A 19,165-nucleotide genomic window follows, 5' to 3' on the forward strand; every position below is an offset into this window, starting at 1 on the left:
GACCGCGCGGGCCGGGGCTGTCAATCGATCCTTTGTTTCGGCCAGCGCGCGGCGAGGCGCGGCAGGACCTGCTCCAGCAACAGCCGCGTCTGGACGAGCGGCACCTCGTCCCCCTGGCCGACGGGGCGGAGGACGAACTTGGTGACGCCCGCGCCGACATAATCGGCGATGCGGTCCAGGATCGCGGCGGCGTCGCCCGCGACGATGCCGCGCGCAGGGTCGCGCCCGGTGCGCGCCCTGTAGGCGGCCATGGCGCGCTGCGGTTCGGCATCGGAGGGGCTGCCGAACCAGAAGGCGAAGCCGGCGCCGTAGTGGTCCTCGTCGATGCTGCGGCCGGCCTCGGCGGCGGCATGTCGGATGGCCGCGATCACCGCGCGCGCCTCCTCCGGCGTCTCGCCGCCCGCCTGCCAGCCGGTGCCGAAGCGGGCGGTGCGGCGGATCGCGGCCTCCGACCCACCGCCGATCCAAACCGGGATCTCCGCCTGCAGCGGCCGCGGCGCGATGGAGGCGCCGGAGAGCCGCCAGTGCTGCCCGGCGAAGTCGACGCTCTCCTCCCGCCAGAGGCGGGTGACGATCTCCAGCGCCTCGTCCGTCCGGCGGCCGCGCGTCTTCGTCGCCAGACCCAGCGCCTGCCATTCCGGCGCCAGCGGGCTGCCGATGCCGAAGGCGGGCAGCAGACGGCCCTCGCTCAGGACATCGATGGTGGCGCATTGCTTGGCCACCAGCACCGGGTCGCGGAAGGCGAGCGAGAGCACGTTCATGCCGAACTTCATCCGCCGCGTCCGCCCGGCAAGCGCCGCCATGACGCTCAGGCATTCCAGGATGGGCGAGCGGCTGACGATGCGGTCGGTCTGCCAGATCGAGTCCGCCCCGGCCTGCTCGCAGAGATCCACCCAGCGCCAGAAACCGGCGGCGCTGGCGAAGGGGTACTCCGCCAGGCCGAGGCCGAGCGCGACCTTCATGCGCCGACCAGCGGCGCCAGCTCGTCCAGCCGCTTCAGGATGCCGTCGCGGTCGAGGTCGGGCACCTCCAGCAGCACGCGGTCGATTCCGGCCTCGCGGTAGCGGGCGAGCGTCGCGGCCTCGGGCGGGGCACGGAAGACCGTGGTGGAGAGGGTCTTCGGGTCGCGCCCGCCCTTCTCGGCGGCGGCGCGCAGCCGGGCGACCGCGGCCGCCGGGTCGAAGCCGGCGCCGGCGCGCGGGAACCAGCCGTCGCAGAACTCCACCACGCGCCGCAGCGTGTGGTCGGTCTCGCCGCCGAGCAGGACCGGCGGATGCGGGTGCTGCACGGGCTTGGGATACATCCAGGAGGGTTCGATGCGCACGAACTCGCCCTGGTAGCCTGCTTCCTCCTGCGTCCAGAGCGCCTTCATGGCCAGCACGCGCTCGCGCATCAGCTTGAAGCGCGTCGCATATTGCGCGCCGTGGTTCTCCATCTCCTCCACGTTCCAGCCGCCGCCGATGCCCAGCTCGAACCGCCCGCCGGAGAGACGGTCGAGGCTGGCGACGGATTTCGCCGTCACGATCGGGTCGTGCTGCGGCACCAGCAGCACGCCGGTGCCGAGGCGGAGGCGCTTCGTCGCGGCCGCGGCGAAGGCAAGCGCGACGAAGGGATCGTGGGTATGCTTGTAGCGCTTCGGCAGCTCCCCGCCGCCCGGGAAGGGCGAGCGGCGGCTGACCGGGATATGCGTGTGCTCGCAGACGAAGAGCGCGTCGAAGCCCCGCTCCTCCAGCGCCCGGCCGAGCTCGCCCGGGTCGATGCCGTAATCGGTCGGGAAATAGAAGACGCCGGTCCGCACGATGCTCCTCCCTCGGTCGCGTCGGCCAAGACGTCCCGTATTTCGGCGCCCCTGTCCACCGGCGGGCGGTCAGCCCGCCGGCGCGAGCCGCGCGCGCGGGTCGGTGCGGCCAAGCCGCCCCAGCAGGTACTCCACCTCCGTCCGCGCCCTGGCGGAGAGCGCCGAGCCCGGCCGGCGCTGTGCGTCGGAGCCGATGATGCCGCGCCGCATCATGACGTATTTCCGCACGGCGAGGCCGACGCCGAATTGCTGCTCGTAGCGGATCAGCGGCAGATGCGCGTCGAACAGGTCATGGGCCTTGTCGCGCTCCCCGGCCGCGGAAAGCTTCACGAGGTCCACCAGCATGTCGGGGAAGGCGTAGCCGGTCATGGCGCCGTCGGCGCCGCGCTCCATCTCGAAGTCGAGGAAGAGTCCGCCATTGCCGCAGAGGATGCTGAGCGGCCGCAGCGAGCCATCGGCCTGGAAGCCGCGCAGTGCCGAGATCTTCTCGAGGCCCGGCCAGTCCTCGTGCTTCAGCATGACGCAGGAGGGCAGGTCCTGCACGATGCGGCGGATCACGCCCGGCGTCATCTGCACGGTAAAGAGCAGCGGATAATCCTGCAGCACCCAGGGGATGTCGTCGCCGATCGCCTCCACCGCCTGGCGGAAATAGGTGACGATCTGGTCGTCGGTGCGCAGCGTGCTGGGCGGGGCGATCATCACGCCGGCCGCCCCGGCCTCCATCGCACCGCGGGCCAGCGCGCGCATGGCGGCGAAGCCCGGGGCGGAGACGCCGACGATGATCTGCGCCTTGCCGGCACGGCGGATGATGCGCTTGCTGATGTCGAGCGCCTCACCCTGGTCGAGCTTCGGCGCCTCGCCCATGACGCCGAGGATCGTCATGCCGTTGCAGCCCGCCTGCAGGAAGAAGTCGGTCATGCGGTCGGTGCTGGCATCGTCGATCCGGCCATCGGGCAGGAAGGGCGTGGGGGCGATCACGTAGACCCCCTTGGCGGTGTGGTCGAGCGGCATGGGTCGCGTCCTCGGAACGGCGGGGCGGCAGGATAGGGCGGCGGGCGGCCGGCGGAAATCCGCCCGGCGCGGCCTATTCCGGCGTGATGCCGGCCTTGCGCATCAGCCCCTCGTTCAGGGCGAGGTCGCGGCGGGTGCGGGCGCGCATCGACTCCGGCCCCAGCGGCAGGGGCAGCAGGCCGAACTCCTCGGCGAGGCGCCGGGCGGCAGGCCGGGCGACGGCATCCCGCGCGCCCTGGTCCAGCGCCGTGGCGAGCGGCGCCGGCAGCCCGGCCGGCGCGGCGAGGCACCACCAGGCGCTGACCAGGAATTCCGGCAGCCCGTGCTCGATCATGGTCGGCACCGCGGGCATGGCGGCGAGGCGCTGCTCGTGCGGCGCACCCAGCGCGCGCAACCGGCCTTCCAGCACATGCGCGCGGGCCGGGGCGAAGGTGGTGAACATCAGGTCCACGCGTCCCGCCAGGATCTCCGTCAGCGCCGGCGCCGGGCCGCCGAAGGGCACGTGCAGCATCTCCGTCCCCGTCCGCTCGTTCATGTCGAGCATGAGGACATGCGCGGTCGAGCCGACGCCCCAGGTGCCGTAGGAGAGCGTGCCCGGAGCGCGCTTCGCCGCCTCGATCACCTGCGCGAAGCTGCCCCAGCGCGGATGCGCCACCAGCAGATAGGCGGAGGCGTAGAGCAGGCTGATATGGGTGAAGTCGGCGAGCGGATCGTAGCCGGGATTGCGATAGGCGAAGGGCGCCATGGCGAAGGCGGAATTGCTGCCGACCAGCAGCGTGGTGCCGTCCGGCTTCGCCCGGGCGACGTAGCGGGCGCCAACCGTCGTGGAGGCACCCGGCTTATGCTCCATGACGAAATTGCCGCCGAAGCTCTCGGCGAAACCCTCCTGCAGGATGCGGGCGACGACATCGGTGCCGCCGCCGGGGGTGAAGGGGACGACGAGGCTGACGCTGCGCCCCTGCGGCCAGCCATCGGGCTCCTTGCCCTGGGCGCGGGCAAGGGCGGGCGCGGAGAGGCCGGCCGCGAGGCCCAGCGCGCCGCGGCGGGACAGGATGGTCATCGCGCCGGTTCAGATCCGCCCGGCGCGGACCAGCCTGCCGGGCAGCGCCCCGGTATGCTCGCCATTCTCGAAGACCGGCACGCCGGAGACGAAGGTGGCCTTGTAGCCCTCCACCCGCTGCATCAGGCGGCGGCCGCCGGCCGGCAGGTCGTACCAGACCTCCGGCTTGTGCAGGCGCAGCCCCTCGTAATCGAGGAGGTTGACGTCCGCCTTCTTGCCCGGCGCCAGCACGCCGCGGTCGTGGAAGCCGAAGAACTCCGCCGTCTCGCTGGTTTGGCGCTTGACCACGAATTCCAGCGGCAGCCGCGCGCCGCGGTGCCGGTCGCGCGCCCAGTGCGTCAGCATCCAGGTCGGCACGCCGGCATCGAGGATGGAGGAGCAATGCGCGCCCCCGTCGCCGAGGCCGAGCACCGTCGCGTCATCCGTCAGCATGCTGTGGATGACGTCGTGGTTGTCCACGTTGTAGCCGGTGACGGGGAAGAAGATCAGGTTGGCAGGGTCGGCCGCCATGTAGTCATAGGCGACCTCGTCCGGCGTGCGCCCTTCCCGTTCCGCGATCGCGGCGATGCTCTCGCTCGCCGGCGGCTCGTAGTCCGGCGGGTCGCCCAGCTTGAACATGCGGTGCCAGCGGCGGACGATGTGCTGGCGGAACTGGCTGAGCCGCCCGACCAGCGCCTCGCTGGGACGGTCGGCCAGGATCTCGGCCCGCACCGCGGGGTCCTGCAGGCGGCGCATGCGCTCGGCGATCGGCAGCTTCAGCAGCGCCTGGTAGCTCGGGCGGATGGAGAAGGGGTTCAGCGCCGTATCGGCGCCGAGCAGCACGCCGACCGGCCGGCCCGCCACCTGCGCCGTCACCATCGCGCCCTGGGCGCGGGCGGATTTCACGCCCTCCATCAGCCGGCGCCAGCGCTCGTCATCCGTCGGGCGGTCGGTCAGCAGGAACCAGACGGGGCGGCCCGTCTCCTTGCCCAACTGCGTCATCCAGGCGAGCTCGCTCTCCTCGATGTCGAAGTCGCTGTTCATGCCGAAGGCGCCATGGCCGACATCGCCGAGCGCGCGGCCGATGCCGAGCAGCTCGTCGACCTCCGAATAGCGGCTCGGGACCATGCCGCCCGTCAGCGTCTTGTGGCTGTTGGTGCGGGATGTGGTGAAGCCGAAGGCGCCGGCCTTCAGCCCCTCCGCCGTCAGCCGGCGCATGGTGGCGATGTCGTCGGCCGTCGCGGCCTCGAGGTCGATGGCGCGCTGGCCCATGACATAGACGCGCAAGGGGTGGTGCGGCACCTGCGCGGCGACATCGATGGTGCGCTGCATGCTGTCCAGCGCGTCGAGGAACTCCGGAAAACTCTCCCAATTCCATTTCAGCCCCTCGGCGAGGGCGATGCCGGGGATCTCCTCCACCGCCTCCATCAGGCCGATCAGCTCCTCATGGTGCGTCTGCCGCACCGGCGCGAAGCCCACGCCGCAATTGCCGAAGAGGATGGTGGTGACGCCGTGCCAGGAGGAGGGCGCGAGCACCGGGTCCCAGGTCGCCTGGCCGTCGTAATGGGTATGGGCATCGACCCAGCCCGGGGTGACCAGCAGGCCATCCGCCTGGATCTCCCGCCGCCCCGGCCCGGCCTTGCCGCCGACCTGGGCGATCCGCCCGCCCTCGAGGGCGACGTCGCCCGTGAAGGCGGGTTTGCCCGTGCCGTCCACGATGGTGCCGCCGCGGATGACCGTGTCGTGCATCGCGTCTGGTCCTTCTGTTTGGGCGGGGGTGCCGCCATGCATGCCGGGCGGGCCGATGCAGCCCTTCGGGCCACCCGCGGCCGTGCCGCGAACCCCTCCGGTTCTCATCCCGCCTTGGTCCGTTTCCCTCTGGGCGCGATTGAAGGCCCGGCCCTCCCCGGGGTCAAGGACTCAGTCGGTCGCCCGTCCTGATGCGGTAGGTCTCCGCCGCCGTGCCGTACAGGATCCGGCGCTGGTCGGCCTCCGGCAGGTCGGCGATGATCGCGCGCATCCCGCCCATGACCTCGTCGAAGGAGGCGAGCAGCCCGTCCACCGGGAAGTTGCTGGCGACCATGCAGCGCTCCGCGCCGAAGAGGCGGACCGCCTCCAGCACGACAGGCGCCTGCAGCGCCGGCGCCCAGGGCTGCCCCGGCACGCAGCAGCCGGAGAGCTTCACCCGGACATTCGGCGCCTCGGACAGGCGCGCCATCGCCTCCCGCCAGGCAGCGAGGCCGGCGGGGCTGCGGTCCGCGGGCAGGCCGAGATGGTTCAGCACGATCAGCGTTCCCGGGAAATCGCGCGCGAGGTCCAGCGCATCCGGCAGGTGCCACCAGGGCGCCTGCAACTCGAAATGCAGGCCGCTGTCCGCGAGATGCCGGTAGCCGGCGCGCCAAGCGGGGCAGCGCATCGAGCCGGGGATGCGGTGCGCCGGGTCGTAGTCCTGCGGCCGCGCCACGCCCTTCGGCTTGTGCCGCAGGCTGCGGACCAGCGGCATGGCGGCCTGGGCGCGGATCACCGCGGCGGCATCGGCGCGGTCGAGGAAGGCGGCACCGGCCATGGCGTCCGGCAATCCCTCCCGCGCCGCGATGTCGTGCACCCAGCGCGTCTCGCGCAGCGGGTCGGCGGGGTCGTGCTCGGCTTCCATGTAAACCGTGGCGAAGACCTTCTGCCGCGCGGCGTCGCGGCGGTAGTCGGCCGGCAGGTAGTCGCGGCGCAGCGCGCGGTAGTCGCCGTAGCGGAAGGGGATCGGCGGCTCCTCCTGCAGCCAGGGATGCCGGTTGGCCGCGAGGTCCCAGATATGGTGGTGCGCGTCGATGATCGGGATCATGCCGCCAGCCCCTCCAAGGCGAAGACGCGGGCCGGCGCGCCGTCCGCCCCCGGCACCAGCAGCGGCGCGGCGCAGAGGAAGGTCCGCGGCCCGGGCAGCGCGGTGGTATTCACGAGGTACTCGATCAGCGTGATCCCCCGCCGCAGCAGCACGTCATGCGTCACGTGCTGGTCGAAGGGCACCTCCTGCCTGTCGAGCAGCAGGCGGATGGGGAAGTCCTGCGGGAAGTCGAAGGCGACCGCCTTGGGTTCGCGCGAGAGCAGCCAGTCCGCTGCCTCCCGCGTCAGCCAGGGCGCCTCCTTCCAGAACTCCGGCGTGTTCCAGTCGCGCTGCCGGTCCCAGCCGGCCGAGAGCAGCAGGATCTCCCGCGCCGGGCCGCCCGGATCGGCCGCCGCCAGCCGCTCCGGCCCGATCGGCTGGTTGGCCGGCACGTCGCGCAGGTCCAGCACCCGGCAGGGGCCGACCACGCGCTCGAGCGGCGTCGCCTCGATGGTCGGGGCATCTGCCAGGATATGCGCCGGCGCGTCCACATGGCTGAAGCCATGGCAGGCGGCATCGAGGCGGGAGATGCGGAACTGGTCCCCCGCCCTGATGTCGCCGGTGACGCTGACCTGCGTGCGCCAGCGGAAATGCGGCGCGATCGGCATGGAGAGATCGACGATGCGCATGGGTCCTCCCGAAGCCTGTTCTTATTGAGCGCGCGGCCTCGGCGGTCGCCGCAGCGCGTAGAAGGCGACCGAGCCGGCGACATAGGCGATGACCGAGCCGATGAAGGCGACGCGGTAGCTGCCCGTCACGTCGAAGACGAAGCCCGCGGCCCAGGAGCCGATGGCGGCGCCGAGGCCGGAGCCGATGGTGATGACGCCGAGGATGGTGCCGAGCCGCGGGCCGGGGAAGAGATCCGCCGTCTTCGCCGTAATTGCGGGGCCGCGCGCGCCCCAGGTCAGGCCGAAGAAGCAGGCATGCAGCCAGAGCAGCATGTGATCGCCCGGCCCGGTGATCGCCATGGCGCAGAAGACGCCGATGATGGAGATTCCATAGGCCAGCAGCGCCGACCACTCGCGTCCGATATAGTCGGAGAGGGTGCCGGTCGCGATCACCCCGGGCATGGCGAGGAAGCTGCCCATCCCCAGCACGCCCGCGGCATAGAGCGGATCGAAGCCGACATCGACCGCGAAGGCGATCTGGTGCAGGGAGACCAGGAAGCTGCCGATGCTGGTGAACATGTAGACGAGGAAGAGCAGCCAGAACTGCGGCGTGCGCACCGCCTCGCCCAGCGTCCAGCTCCGCACGGCCGCGGCGGCGGGCGCGGCGGCGGCACGGGCCACCCCGCCGCGCCGGTCGAAGAGGAAGGAGAGCGGCAGCAGCACGGCGGCGGCGACCGCGGCCGCGACGAGGTAGGCGCCGCGCCATCCCAAGCCCTCGATCAGCACCTGGCTGGCCGGGGCGGAGGCCGCGCGGCCGAAGCCATTGGCCGATTGCAGGACGGAGATCGCCATGCCCCGCCGCGTGGCAAACAGGCGCGAGATCAGCGGCACGAAGACCAGCAGGCCGACGCAATTGGCGCCGAAGGTCATCACCACGCCGTAGAGGAACACCACCTGCCACAGCGCCCCCGCCTGCGCGCTGCCGACCAGGCCCAGCACCAGCAACGCGCCGCCCAGCAGCACCATCCGCCGCACGCCCAGCCGGTCCACCATGCTGCCCACGAAGGGCGAGCTGGCGCCGCCGACGAGCTGCCCGACGGAATAGGCCAGCGAGCTCTCCGCCCGCGTCCAGCCGAAATCCGCGACGAAGGCCAGCAGGAAGACGGTGTAGGAATGCATGACGCTGGCGCCGACCGTGAAGGCCAGGAAGGCGCTGCCGAGGATCAGCCAGGCACGGCGGCCAGCCAGAAGGTTGTCCTGGGATAGGTCTTCTTGGGACGCTGGCGGCATGGCGGCGATGCTACGACCCGGCTGCGCGGGGTGGCAAATCGCCCTGCCTTGCCTGGCTCCGGGCTTCGCCGGAGACTGCGGCCGAGGGGGATAACGCCATGCCGAACCGCGCCGCCATTGATGCCGTCCTGCAGCGGACCGTGGAGGCGGGCGCGGTGCCGGGCGTCGTCGCCCTCGCCGCCGACCGGAACGGGGTGGTCTATGAGGGCGCCTTTGGCCGCCGCGACCTCTCGGCGGCCGCGCCGATGACCCTCGACACGGTCTTCTGGATCGCCTCCATGACCAAGGCGGTGACCTCGGTCGCTGCCATGCGGCTGGTGGAGGAGCGCCGGCTCGAGCTCGACGCGCCGCTCGGCGGGCTGCTGCCGGACCTCGCCGCGCCCGAGGTGCTGGAGGGATTCGCGCCGGACGGCACGCCGCGGCTGCGGCCGGCGAAGCGCCCGATCACCCTGCGGCATCTGCTGACCCATACCGCCGGCTTCTCCTACAATACCTGGAATGCCGGGATGGCGCGGTACATGGAGATCACCGGACTGCCGGCGCCGCGCAGCGGCAGGCTGGCCTCGCTTCGCGCGCCGCTGGTGCGCGACCCCGGCGAGGCCTGGGAATACAGCATCGCCACCGACTGGGCCGGCCGCGTGGTCGAGGCCGCGGGCGGCGCCGGCCTCGACGTGCTGCTGCGCGGCCTGGTGCTCGGCCCGCTCGGCATGGCCGATACCGGCCATGTCCCGGGACCCTCGCAGCAGGCGCGGCGGGCGCGGGTGCACCAGCGCGACGGGCAGGGCGCGCTCTCGCCCATCGACTTCGCGCTGCCGGAGGCGCCGGAGTTCCTGGGCGGCGGGGGTGGCCTGCTCTCGACCGGGCTGGACTATCTCCGCTTCCTCCGCATGCTGCTGGGCGGCGGCGCGCTGGACGGGGCGCGGGTGCTGCGGCCGGAGACGGTCGCCGAGATGGCGCGCAACCAGATCGGCGCGCTGGAATTCCGCCCCCTGCGCACGACCATGCCGGCGGTCTCCAACGACTTCGACCCCTTCCCGGAGATGTCGCGCAAATTCGGCCTCGGCTTCCTGATCAACACGCAGGACCTGCCGGGGCGGCGCGCAGCGGGCAGCCTGGCCTGGGCCGGGCTCGGCAATACCTGGTTCTGGGTGGACCCCGGGCGCGGCATGGCCGGCGTGCTGCTGACGCAGATCCTGCCCTTCGCCGACCATGCGGTGCTGGACCTGCTGGCCGGGTTCGAGACCGCCGTTTACGCCGGCTGAGGCTGCGAGGCGCTCGCGATTTGCCGCCCGGCGCCGGCCGGGGCTAGCCTTGCGGCAAACCCGGAGGAACGATGCGATGACCGCCGCGCAGGACATGCTGGAGCGCGCCGCCCCCGCCACCGCCACCCGGTTCGACGCCATCGTCATCGGCGCCGGCATGTCGGGCATGTACCAGCTCATCCGCCTGCGCGAGCTCGGCCTGACCGCCCGGGTCTTCGAGGCTGGCACGGGCGTCGGCGGCACCTGGTACTGGAACCGCTACCCCGGCGCGCGCTTCGACTCCGAGAGCTATTCCTACGGCTTCTCCTTCTCCGAGGAGCTGCTGCAGGATTGGAGCTGGTCGGAGCATTTCGCGCCGCAGCCGGAGACGCTGCGCTACCTGAACCACGTGGCCGACAGGTTCGACCTGCGCCGCGACATCCAGTTCAAGGCCCGCGTCAGCCGCGCGGCGTGGCGGGATGCGACGCGGGACTGGGCGGTGACGCTAGAGGACGGCAGCGAGTTCACCTGCCGCTATCTCATCACCGCCATCGGCGTTCTCTCCACCCCGACCCTGCCGCGCTTCGAGGGGATGGACAGCTTCCGGGGCCTCTCCTTCCACACCGCGCGCTGGCCGCATGAGAAGGTGGACTTCGCCGGCAAGCGCGTGGCCGTCATCGGCACCGGCGCCACCGGCGTGCAGACCATCCAGGAGGTCGCCAAGACCGCCGGGCACCTCACGGTCTTCCAGCGCACGCCCAACTGGTGCGCGCCGCTGCACAACCGCCCGATCACCGAGGAGGAGCAGAAGGAGATCAAGGCGAACTACGCCGAGATCTTCCGCCGCTGCCAGGAGACCTTCTCCTGCTTCCTGCACACGCCCGACCCGCGCGGCACCTTCGAGGTGACCAAGGAGGAGCGCGAGGCCTTCTACGAGCAGCTCTACGCCTCCCCCGGCTTCGGCATCTGGGTCGGCAATTTCAAGGACATGCTGACCGACCCGGCGGCGAATGCGGAGATCTCCGACTTCGTCGCGCGCAAGATCCGCCAGCGGGTGAAGGACCCGAAGGTGGCGGAGATGCTGATCCCGAAGAATCACGGCTTCGGCACCCGCCGCGTGCCGCTCGAGACCCGCTACTACGAGGTCTACAACCAGCCCAATGTCCTGCTGGTGGACAGCAAGGCGACGCCGATCCGGCGCGTCACGCCGACCGGCCTCGAGACCAGCGAGCAGGCCTACGAGTTCGACATCATCATCTACGCCACCGGCTTCGATGCGCTCACCGGCGCCTTCGACCGCATCGACATCCGTGGCGAGGGCGGGCTGACGCTGAAGCAGAAGTGGTCGGCCGGCGCGCAGACGCTGATGGGCATGCTGGTGGAGGATTTCCCCAACATGTTCATGCTACTCGGGCCGCACACGGCGCTCGGCAATATCCCGCGCAGCATCGAGTACAACGTGGACTGGGTGACGGCGCTGCTGCGGCACATGCAGGCCCGCGGCCTGACGCGGGCCGAGGCGCGGCCGGAGGCGATGGCGGCCTGGACCGAGCATGTGAAGGCGGTGGGCGCCGGGCTGCTGACCAACCAGGTCGATTCCTGGATGACCGGCGTGAACCTCAACGTGGAGGGCAAGCAGACCCGCACCATCGCCCGCTACAGCGGCAGCGCGCCGGAATACCGGGCGTGGTGCGACCGCATCGCGGCGGGCGGCTACCGGGAACTGGACCTCGCCTGAGGGCGGCTCCGGGCTGCCTGCCCCTCCGCCGCGGCGGCGCCGTCCAGCACCGCCTCGAGCGCCGCGATCGTCTCCGGCGGCAGGCGCCGGATCTCCCGCGCGATGCGGTTCGCCAGCGCCGTCGCCTCGGCCGAGAGGCCGGCGGTGTCCACCACCACCCGCGGATGGGAGAGGCGGGCGAGCCGCGCCACCTCCTCCGCATCGTCCCAGATCAGGCCGAAATACTCGTTCACCTGGTGGATCAGGCCGGAGGAGGGCCGGCCGCGATGCCCGTGCTCGAGCGCCGAGAGATAGGCGGGCGAGACCTGCAGGGCGCGGGCGAGATCGGTCAGGGTGACGCCCTTCGCCTCGCGCAGGGCGCGCAGCTTGGCGCCGAAGGGCGTCATTCCCGCGGGCCGCGGAGGCGGCGGAGCAGCAGCACCACCGCGCCGGGATTGCCGGCGGCGTAATGCGCGGCGCCGAGGATCAGGGGCCGCATGTCGGGCGCGTTCAGCCAATGCGGCAGTTCCCGCCGCAGCACGCCCATCTCCTGCCCGACCGAGCCCTTGCCGGTGACGATGGCGACGCAGCGGCAGCCCTCCGACTGGGCCTGATGCAGGAAGCGGCGGACGGCGGCATGCGCGTCCTGGGCGCGGCGGCCATGCAGGTCCAGCGTCCGCTCGGGCCGCGTCTCGCCCCGCCGCAGCGACTTCCAGCGCTTGCCGTCCAGGCCGGCGGGCTGGGCGCCGACCTGCAGCTCCACCGGGCGGTGCGGGACGGGCTTCGGCGCGGGGGCGGGCGCCGGCACGGCGACCGGCTGCGGGGCGGGAAGCGGCGCGACGGCCGGCGCGGGCGGGGTCAGGGCCTTGCCCGGCAGCGGCGCCACCTGGGCGCGCGCGGTGTAGAGGTGCCAGAGCGCGCGGTCGGCCTCGGTCAGGCTGCGCCGGGCGCGCGGGCGCGAGGCGGGCGCCGCCGGCCAGTCCTCGCCCGCCACCGGGCGCCGTGGCGCCATGGCGGATCAGTCGCCGGGCGGGGCGAGGCCGCCGGGCTCGGCGGTGCGCGGGGGCGCCACGGCATCGCCCATGGGCAGCGCGGCCGGGTCGTCATCCACCAGGATGATGTGCAGCCGGCGCGGGCCATGCGCGCCGAGCTCCAGCGTCTGCTCGATATCGGCGGAGCGCGAGGGGCCGGTCACGAACATGATGTTGCGCGGCATGAAGCCGCCGGACAGCGCGTCCTCGTGCTCGGCCCGCAGCCGGTCCCAGGCTTCCTCATAGGCGCCGGCGATCGCGGTGGCGCGCAGCACCACGACCTCGGTCTCCGCCAGCAGGTTCAGCGTGGTGGGGCGGCCGGGGCCTGAGGGGAGCATGAGCGTCCCCGTCTCGGCGATGCCGGCCCAGCCGTGCTGGACGCTGACCTGGTCGGTGGGCTGGGCGCGGCGGCGCTCGAATTCCAGCAGCGGGCGGTCGGACCAGGGGATGGCCTCGAATTCGGGGTTCGGGGCGAGGGCGAAGCGCGGCGGCAGGTTCTGCGCGGCGAGGTAGTCGGCCAGCGCCGCCGGGACCGCGGCCAGGTCCGGCACGCGGGTGACGGTGCCGAACTCCTTCTCCACGTTGCGGATGAAGAGCGCGACCTGGTCCGGCCGCGGCAGGCGGGAGCGGGCCGGGATCAGGTGGCGCGGATGGGTGGCCAGTCGCCCGGCCAGCATCGCCTGCTGGTCCGCCGGCAGCGGCCCGCGCTTCAGTCCGCGCCGGATGGCGCCCAGGATGGCCTCTTTGGTCATGCGGTGGGTGCTACTCCCTGGCGCGGGTGGCGGGAAGCCCGAGCGGGGTCAGCGCGCCGGCTCCACCAGGTCGAGCCGGCGGAGAGAGATCAGTACCAGGTTGTCGGGCCCCTCGCTCATCGCCCCGATCCCTGCTTCGCCTTGGCATAGCGCGCCATGAAGGTGCCCCCCGGCTCCGGCGCCGGCAGGTCGCGCCCCCGGGTCCAGCCGCCGGCCAGCGGCAATGCCTTGAACGCACCCTTGCCGCGGCCGAGCAGCCCGAGCGCGCCGATCGCCGCCCGCGTCGCCAGCCGGTAGGCCGCGGGCCGCCGGGCGAACCAGCCCCAGAGGCCGAGATTGGTCCTCTGCGTCGCCGGGGTCAGGTGCCGCTCGAACTCCCGCTCCCGCCAGTGCCGCATCAGCTTGGGCAGCGGGATCTTCACGGGGCAGACGCTCTCGCACTTGCCGCAGAAGGTCGAGGCATTGGGCAGCAGCCCGGTCCGGTCGATGCCGACCAGGGAGGGCGTCAGCACCGAGCCCATCGGCCCCGGATAGACCCAGCCATAGGCATGGCCGCCCACCGCGCCATAGACCGGGCAGTGGTTCATGCAGGCGGCGCAGCGGATGCAGCGCAGCATCTCCTGGAACTCGGTCCCGATCATGTTGGACCGGCCGTTGTCCACCAGCACCACATGGTATTCCTCGGGCCCGTCGAGGTCGGCGGGGCGGCGGGCGCCGGTCGAGAAGGTGGTGTAGACCGAGAAGTCCTGGCCCGTGGCGCTGCGCGCCAGCAAGCGCAGCATGTTGGTCGCGTCCTCCAGCGTCGGGACCAGCTTCTCGATGGAGGCCAGCGCGATATGCACCCGCGGCAGGGTCTGGGTCAGGTCGCCATTGCCCTCGTTGGTGACGATGACGCTGCTGCCCGTCTCGGCAATCAGGAAATTGGCGCCGGTGATGCCGACATCGGCGGCGAGGAACTTCTCCCGAAGCTTGCCGCGCGCCTCGGCCAGGATGTCGCGCCGCTCGGCGAAGACGCGGTCGGCGGGCAGGTCGGTGTGCAGGCGGCGGAAATCGGCCTCCCAGTCCTCCCGGTTCAGGTGGAAGGCCGGGGCGATGATGTGGGAGGGGTGCTCCTGCCGGAGCTGCAGGATATACTCGCCGAGATCGGTCTCGACCGGCTGGATCCCGTTGGCCTCCAAATGGGCGTTGATCCCGAGCTCCTCGGAGATCATGGACTTGCCCTTCGTGACGGTGCGGGCGCCCGCCTTGCGGCAGATCTCCAGCACCGCGGCGCGGGCGTCGTCGGCCGTGCTGCACCAGTGCACCTGGCCGCCGGCGGCCTTCACCTTCGCCTCATAGGCTTCCAGGTAGAAGTCCAGGTTGGCCAGCGTATGGTTCTTGATGTCGCGGCCGATGTTCCGGAGCTGCTCGAATTCCGGCAGGTTCGCCACGGCCTGGGCGCGGCGCTGCAGGAAGGCGCCCTTGGCGGTGCCCAGCGCCTTCTGCAGGCCGGGATCGGCCAGGGCGCGGGCGGCATTCTCCTTGAAGGCGGGCGAGGTGACGGCGACCACGGGCAAGCTCCTGTCCTGCCGTACAATGTAGCGCCGCGGGGCCGGGCGGTCAGGGGGCCGCAGCGGGAAAGCGCCCCTCCGCCCCGGCCATTCCGCGCCCGCGTCACGGCAGGGCCAGCGGGTCCGCAGCGGCCCCGTGCCGCCACTGCCGCAGCACAAGGACTCGGCGCGTGGCGGCGCCGAGGGCAGGAGGGCGGGATGGAGCGCGGGCAGAACCGCCGCTGGGCGAGGGCCGCCCTGGGCCTCGCCCTGCTGCTGGTCGTCAGGCCCGCCGGCGCCCTGCCGCCGCCCGACTGCATCCATGCGCTGGAGGGCGCGACCGCCCGCATCCCGCTGCCGCCCGGCCCGGGCGCCTGGGCGGTGCGGGACCAGGCCGGCCGGCCGGTCCGCCCCGCCGGCCCGGCCGATGCCGATGGCGGGCTGCGTGTGCCGCCCGGCGGCTGGTACCGGCTCTACCGCGACGACGCCCCTGTCGGCGGGCGCTTCGCGGCCGGGCATGTCGTGCTGGTCACCGGCCAGTCCCAGGCGGGCGGCCTGTTCTTCGCGACCTGGCCGCAGGTCGGCGCGCATCCCGTCGGGCCGGCCGACCCGCCGGCGCCGCCGGTCTCCGCCGTGCTGGAGGGCTGTCGCGAGCCGGCCGGCTGCCCCTGGGGCGAGACGCGCTGGCGCCCGGCCGGCGAGGCGCTCGGTGCCCGCATCCTGCTGGCCGAGCTCGCCCGGCTGCGGCCGGGAATCCCGGTCGCGCTGGCGGATACCAGTTGGGGCAATGCCGGCATCCTCGACCTGCTGGACCCCGCCGGGCCGGCACGGCCCTACCTGGTCCGGGTGGCCGAGGCGGCGGCGCCGGCCTCGGCCCTGCTGGTCCTGGCGCACGGCACCTCGGATGCCCTCGCGCGCACGCCGCCCGCGGCCTATGCGGCGGGGGTCGGGGCTCTGGCTGGGCTGCTGCGGGCGGCCGGCGGCAATCCGGCCATGCCGGCGCTGCAGGCGCCGTTGGCGCCGCTGCGGGACGCGGTCGCGCTGCTCGGCTCCGGCCGGCTGGCGGGCCTGGCGGGGATCACCTCGGCCGGCCACTGGACCCTCGCGCTCGGCCTGGCTTGGCACCGGCCGCTGGACCCCGCCACGGCGGCGCAGGCCGGGGCGATCCGGTACGCGCAGGCGGAGGCTGCGCGGCGCTTCGGCCTGCTCCCGGGCGGCGACATGGCGGCTGTCGAGAGCGGCGCCGATGGCATCCACTGGTCGGCCGAGGGCGTCCGGCGGGCGGCGCGGGAGGCGGCGGCGGCGCTCGCCGCCGCATTGCCGCCCCCCTGAACCTGCTTGCACCGGGGGAGCGAGGCTCCTATGTTTCACCCATCAATCACCATCCGGGCTTGCGGGGGGTGGCCTGAAAGGGCCGCCTTTTTTGTTTTTGGGCACCGAGATCGAACGACCGCACCACGAGGGGCTGGAGGCGCGCATCGCCGACGCCATCGCCCCCACCATCGAGCACATGGGCTACGAGCTCGTGCGCGTTCAGGTTTCCGGCAAGGAAAGGCCGGTCGTGCAGATCATGGCCGACCGCGCCGATGACGCGCCCTTCCGCGTCGAGGATTGCGAGGCGATCAGCCACGCCGTCGGCGCCGTGCTCGATGTCGAGGACCCGATCAAGGGCGAGTGGACGCTCGAGGTCTCCTCGGCCGGGATCGACCGTCCCTTGACCCGGGCCAAGGACTGGAACCGCTTCGCCGGGCATGTCGCCCAGGTCGAGCTGCTGGTCCCGCTCGAGGGCCGCAAGCGCTTCAAGGGCATCGCGCTGGGCGCCGATGCCGAGACGGCGCGGCTGCGGCTGGAAGACGGGAGCGAGGCAAGTTTCCCGCGGAGCAACATCCGCCGCGCCAAGCTGGTGCTGACCGACGAACTGATCGCCGCGACCGCGGCACCCCCCGCCGGATCGCCGGGCGCCGATGGCGCGGAGCGAGACTCCGGCGGGAAACCCCACTGAGGAGAACCGAGGCCATGGCCGTGGATGTCGCGATCGCACGCCCCGAATTGCTGCAGGTCGCCGATGCCGTCGCGCGCGAGAAGATGATCGAGCGCGAGGAGGTGCTGGAGGCGATGGAGCAGGCCATCCAGAAGGCCGGCCGCGCCAAGTACGGGCACGAGAAGGACATCCGCGCCGTCATCGACCGCCGCAGCGGCGAGGTCCGCCTGTCCCGCTGGACCGAGGTGGTGGAGCAGGAGCCGGTGGAGAACGAGGCGACGCAGATCCCGCTGCGCATCGCCCAGAAGTTCAAGCCCGGCATCCAGGCCGGCGAGTTCATCGTCGACCCGCTGCCGCCGATCGATTTCGGCCGCATCGCCGCCCAGACGGCGAAGCAGGTGATCGTCCAGCGCGTGCGCGAGGTCGAGCGCAAGAAGCAGTTCGACGAGTACAAGGACCGCGTCGGCGAGATCATCAACGGCATCGTCAAGCGGACCGAGTACGGCAACCTGATGGTCGACCTCGGCCGGGCCGAGGCGCTGCTGCGCCGCGACGAGACCATCCCGCGCGAGGCCTTCCGGAATGGCGACCGCGTCCGGGCCTACATCTATGATGTCCGGGAAGAACCCCGCGGCCCGCAGATCTTCCTGAGCCGCACCCATCCGGGGTTCCTGGCCAAGCTCTTCGCCCAGGAAGTGCCGGAGATCTACGACGGCATCATCGAGATCAAGGCGGTGGCGCGCGACCCCGGCAGCCGCGCCAAGATGGCCGTCATCTCCCGCGACAGCTCGATCGACCCGGTCGGCGCCTGCGTCGGCATGCGCGGCAGCCGCGTGCAGGCCGTGGTGCAGGAGCTGCAGGGCGAGAAGATCGACATCATCCCCTGGTCGCCCGACAACGCGACCTTCGTGGTGAATGCCCTCGCCCCGGCCGAGGTGACGAAGGTCGTCCTCGACGACGATGCACGCAGGGTTGAAGTCGTCGTCCCCGACGACCAATTGTCCCTCGCGATCGGGCGCCGCGGGCAGAATGTCCGCCTCGCCTCCCAGCTCACCCGCTGGGACATCGACATCCTGACCGAGGCCGAGGAATCGGAGCGCCGGCAGGAGGAATTCCGCAAGCGCACCGGCCTCTTCGTCGAGGCGCTGGACGTGGACGACGTGATCGCCGGCCTGCTGGTGACCGAGGGCTTCACCTCGGTCGAGGACGTCGTCGCCGTCGAGGACGAGGAGCTGGCGGGCATCGAGGGCTTCGACGAGACCGTCGCGGCCGAGCTCAAGCGCCGCGCCGAGGCCTTCCTCGAACGGCGGGATGTCGAGCTGGACGAGAAGCGGCGCGAGATGGGCGTCGAGGATGCGGTCGCCGAGGTCGGCGGCTTCACCCCGGCGCAGCTCGTGGCGCTGGGCGAGAAGGGGGTGAAGTCGCTCGACGACCTGGCCGACCTCGCCTCCGACGAGCTGATCGAGATGCTGGGCGAGGACTCCATGGACGAGGAGACCGCCAACGCCATCATCATGGCGGCCCGGCAGCACTGGTTCGAGGACGGGGAGGCCGCTCCGGAGGCGGTGGATGGCGACGGCACGCCCGGCTGAGGCGGCCCCGCCCGAGGCGGCGGAGGACGAGCCCGAGAAGGGCCCGCTTCGCCGCTGCATCGTGACGCGGGAGAGCCGACCGAAGGAGGCGATGCTCCGCTTCGTGCTGGGGCCGGACCGGACCCTGGTCGCGGACTTGGCCGGACGGCTCCCGGGCCGGGGAATGTGGTTGTCGGCAAGGGCCGATGTGTTAGAACGCGCGATCAAGCGCGGCGCCTTCGCGAAGGCGGCACGCGGGACCGTGCACCTGCCCCCTGACCTTGCCGCGCGGATCGAGGACGGCCTTCGGGTCCGCATCCGCGATCTCATCGGCTTCGCCCGGCGGAGCAGCCAGGCGGTCTGCGGGCGGGAGACCGTCCGCGAGTGGATGCAGGCCGGCAAGGCCGGCCTGCTGGTGGAGGCTTCGGACGGCAGCCCGGCGGAACGGGCGCGGCTGGTCGGCGGGTGGGACCTGCCGGTGATCGCGCCCATGCCGGCCGCGATGCTCGGCGGCATCTTCGGCCGGGACCATGCCGTTCATGTGGCGATCGCGCGCGGGCGCCTCGCCGATGCGATCGCGGTGGAGGCGACGCGGCTGGCCGGCATCGGCGGCGCGGCCCCTGCACCGCCGGAGGGCAAGAGGAGTAGCGGCCCGATGGGCCAATGAGCGGGTGAGGTTGGGCGCGCCATCTCGCGCCCGGTGGAATGACCGGACATGCCAG

At 72.4% G+C, this 19,165-nt stretch carries 18 protein-coding genes; 6 read left to right on the forward strand and 12 right to left on the reverse strand.

The window, feature by feature from the left end:
* Positions 1–20 precede the first annotated feature (20 nt).
* From Q7A36_RS19665 to Q7A36_RS19700, 8 genes are all read right to left on the reverse strand, one after another.
* Positions 21–962 (reverse strand): LLM class flavin-dependent oxidoreductase, encoded by a 942-nt coding sequence (locus tag Q7A36_RS19665; protein WP_305105441.1) that lies wholly within the window; start codon positions 960–962, stop codon positions 21–23.
* Complete coding sequence (locus Q7A36_RS19670; RefSeq protein WP_305105442.1) at positions 959–1,798, reverse strand: LLM class F420-dependent oxidoreductase; 840 nt, start codon at positions 1,796–1,798, stop codon at positions 959–961. Before Q7A36_RS19670 ends, Q7A36_RS19665 begins: the two co-directional genes overlap by 4 nt.
* Positions 1,799–1,867: 69 nt before the next feature.
* Positions 1,868–2,809: a dihydrodipicolinate synthase family protein gene (locus tag Q7A36_RS19675; RefSeq protein WP_305105443.1), complete on the reverse strand. Its 942-nt coding sequence runs from the start codon at positions 2,807–2,809 to the stop codon at positions 1,868–1,870.
* 73 nt (positions 2,810–2,882) lie between these two features.
* Positions 2,883–3,869, reverse strand: a complete 987-nt coding sequence (locus Q7A36_RS19680; protein WP_305105444.1) for a Bug family tripartite tricarboxylate transporter substrate binding protein — start codon at positions 3,867–3,869, stop codon at positions 2,883–2,885.
* Positions 3,870–3,878: 9 nt separating this feature from the next.
* Entirely contained in the window at positions 3,879–5,597 is a 1,719-nt protein-coding gene (locus tag Q7A36_RS19685) for an N-acyl-D-amino-acid deacylase family protein (RefSeq protein WP_305105445.1), read from the reverse strand.
* Between the two features lie 163 nt (positions 5,598–5,760).
* Positions 5,761–6,684 (reverse strand): amidohydrolase family protein, encoded by a 924-nt coding sequence (locus tag Q7A36_RS19690; RefSeq protein ID WP_305105446.1) that lies wholly within the window; start codon positions 6,682–6,684, stop codon positions 5,761–5,763.
* On the reverse strand, positions 6,681–7,352 hold the full coding sequence (locus Q7A36_RS19695) for a cyclase family protein (protein WP_305105447.1): 672 nt from the start codon (positions 7,350–7,352) through the stop codon (positions 6,681–6,683). Before Q7A36_RS19695 ends, Q7A36_RS19690 begins: the two co-directional genes overlap by 4 nt.
* Positions 7,353–7,373: 21 nt before the next feature.
* Entirely contained in the window at positions 7,374–8,621 is a 1,248-nt protein-coding gene (locus tag Q7A36_RS19700; protein WP_305105448.1) for an MFS transporter, read from the reverse strand.
* Positions 8,622–8,719: 98 nt separating this feature from the next.
* Here Q7A36_RS19700 and Q7A36_RS19705 point away from each other — a divergent pair, with 98 nt between their 5' ends.
* On the forward strand, positions 8,720–9,883 hold the full coding sequence (locus Q7A36_RS19705; RefSeq protein ID WP_305105449.1) for a serine hydrolase domain-containing protein: 1,164 nt from the start codon (positions 8,720–8,722) through the stop codon (positions 9,881–9,883).
* A gap of 76 nt (positions 9,884–9,959) precedes the next feature.
* Entirely contained in the window at positions 9,960–11,600 is a 1,641-nt protein-coding gene (locus Q7A36_RS19710; RefSeq protein ID WP_305105450.1) for a flavin-containing monooxygenase, read from the forward strand.
* Here the strand turns inward: Q7A36_RS19710 and Q7A36_RS19715 are convergent.
* The 4 genes from Q7A36_RS19715 to Q7A36_RS19730 all read right to left on the reverse strand — a co-directional run bounded on the left by Q7A36_RS19715 (position 11,576) and on the right by Q7A36_RS19730 (position 14,912).
* Entirely contained in the window at positions 11,576–11,986 is a 411-nt protein-coding gene (locus Q7A36_RS19715; protein WP_305105451.1) for a helix-turn-helix domain-containing protein, read from the reverse strand. The genes Q7A36_RS19710 and Q7A36_RS19715 overlap by 25 nt on opposite strands.
* Positions 11,983–12,591 carry a Smr/MutS family protein gene (locus Q7A36_RS19720; RefSeq protein ID WP_305105452.1) on the reverse strand — a complete coding sequence of 203 codons (609 nt, stop codon included), beginning with the start codon at positions 12,589–12,591 and terminating at the stop codon, positions 11,983–11,985. Before Q7A36_RS19720 ends, Q7A36_RS19715 begins: the two co-directional genes overlap by 4 nt.
* Before the next feature lie 6 nt (positions 12,592–12,597).
* Complete coding sequence (locus Q7A36_RS19725) at positions 12,598–13,362, reverse strand: LutC/YkgG family protein (RefSeq protein WP_305105453.1); 765 nt, start codon at positions 13,360–13,362, stop codon at positions 12,598–12,600.
* Between the two features lie 116 nt (positions 13,363–13,478).
* Positions 13,479–14,912, reverse strand: coding sequence for a LutB/LldF family L-lactate oxidation iron-sulfur protein (locus Q7A36_RS19730; protein WP_305105454.1), 1,434 nt, complete (start codon positions 14,910–14,912; stop codon positions 13,479–13,481).
* Between the two features lie 198 nt (positions 14,913–15,110).
* On the opposite strand from Q7A36_RS19730, the gene Q7A36_RS19735 reads away from it, so the two are divergent.
* The 4 genes from Q7A36_RS19735 (at position 15,111) to Q7A36_RS19750 (ending at position 19,110) form a co-directional block, all read left to right on the forward strand.
* The gene (locus tag Q7A36_RS19735) at positions 15,111–16,223 is read left to right on the forward strand and encodes a hypothetical protein (protein WP_305105455.1); all 1,113 of its coding nucleotides are present in this window, start codon (positions 15,111–15,113) and stop codon (positions 16,221–16,223) included.
* Positions 16,224–16,314: 91 nt separating this feature from the next.
* Positions 16,315–16,893 (forward strand): ribosome maturation factor RimP, encoded by a 579-nt coding sequence (gene rimP / locus Q7A36_RS19740; RefSeq protein ID WP_305105456.1) that lies wholly within the window; start codon positions 16,315–16,317, stop codon positions 16,891–16,893.
* 14 nt (positions 16,894–16,907) lie between these two features.
* Positions 16,908–18,464 carry a transcription termination factor NusA gene (nusA, locus tag Q7A36_RS19745; protein WP_305105457.1) on the forward strand — a complete coding sequence of 519 codons (1,557 nt, stop codon included), beginning with the start codon at positions 16,908–16,910 and terminating at the stop codon, positions 18,462–18,464.
* A complete protein-coding gene (locus tag Q7A36_RS19750; protein ID WP_305105458.1) occupies positions 18,442–19,110 on the forward strand; it encodes an RNA-binding protein in 669 nt (222 codons plus the stop codon). The genes nusA and Q7A36_RS19750 overlap by 23 nt, the downstream gene beginning before the upstream one ends.
* Positions 19,111–19,165 lie beyond the last annotated feature (55 nt).

This window comes from Paracraurococcus lichenis (assembly GCF_030657435.1).
Classification (GTDB): Bacteria; Pseudomonadota; Alphaproteobacteria; order Acetobacterales; family Acetobacteraceae; genus Paracraurococcus; species Paracraurococcus lichenis.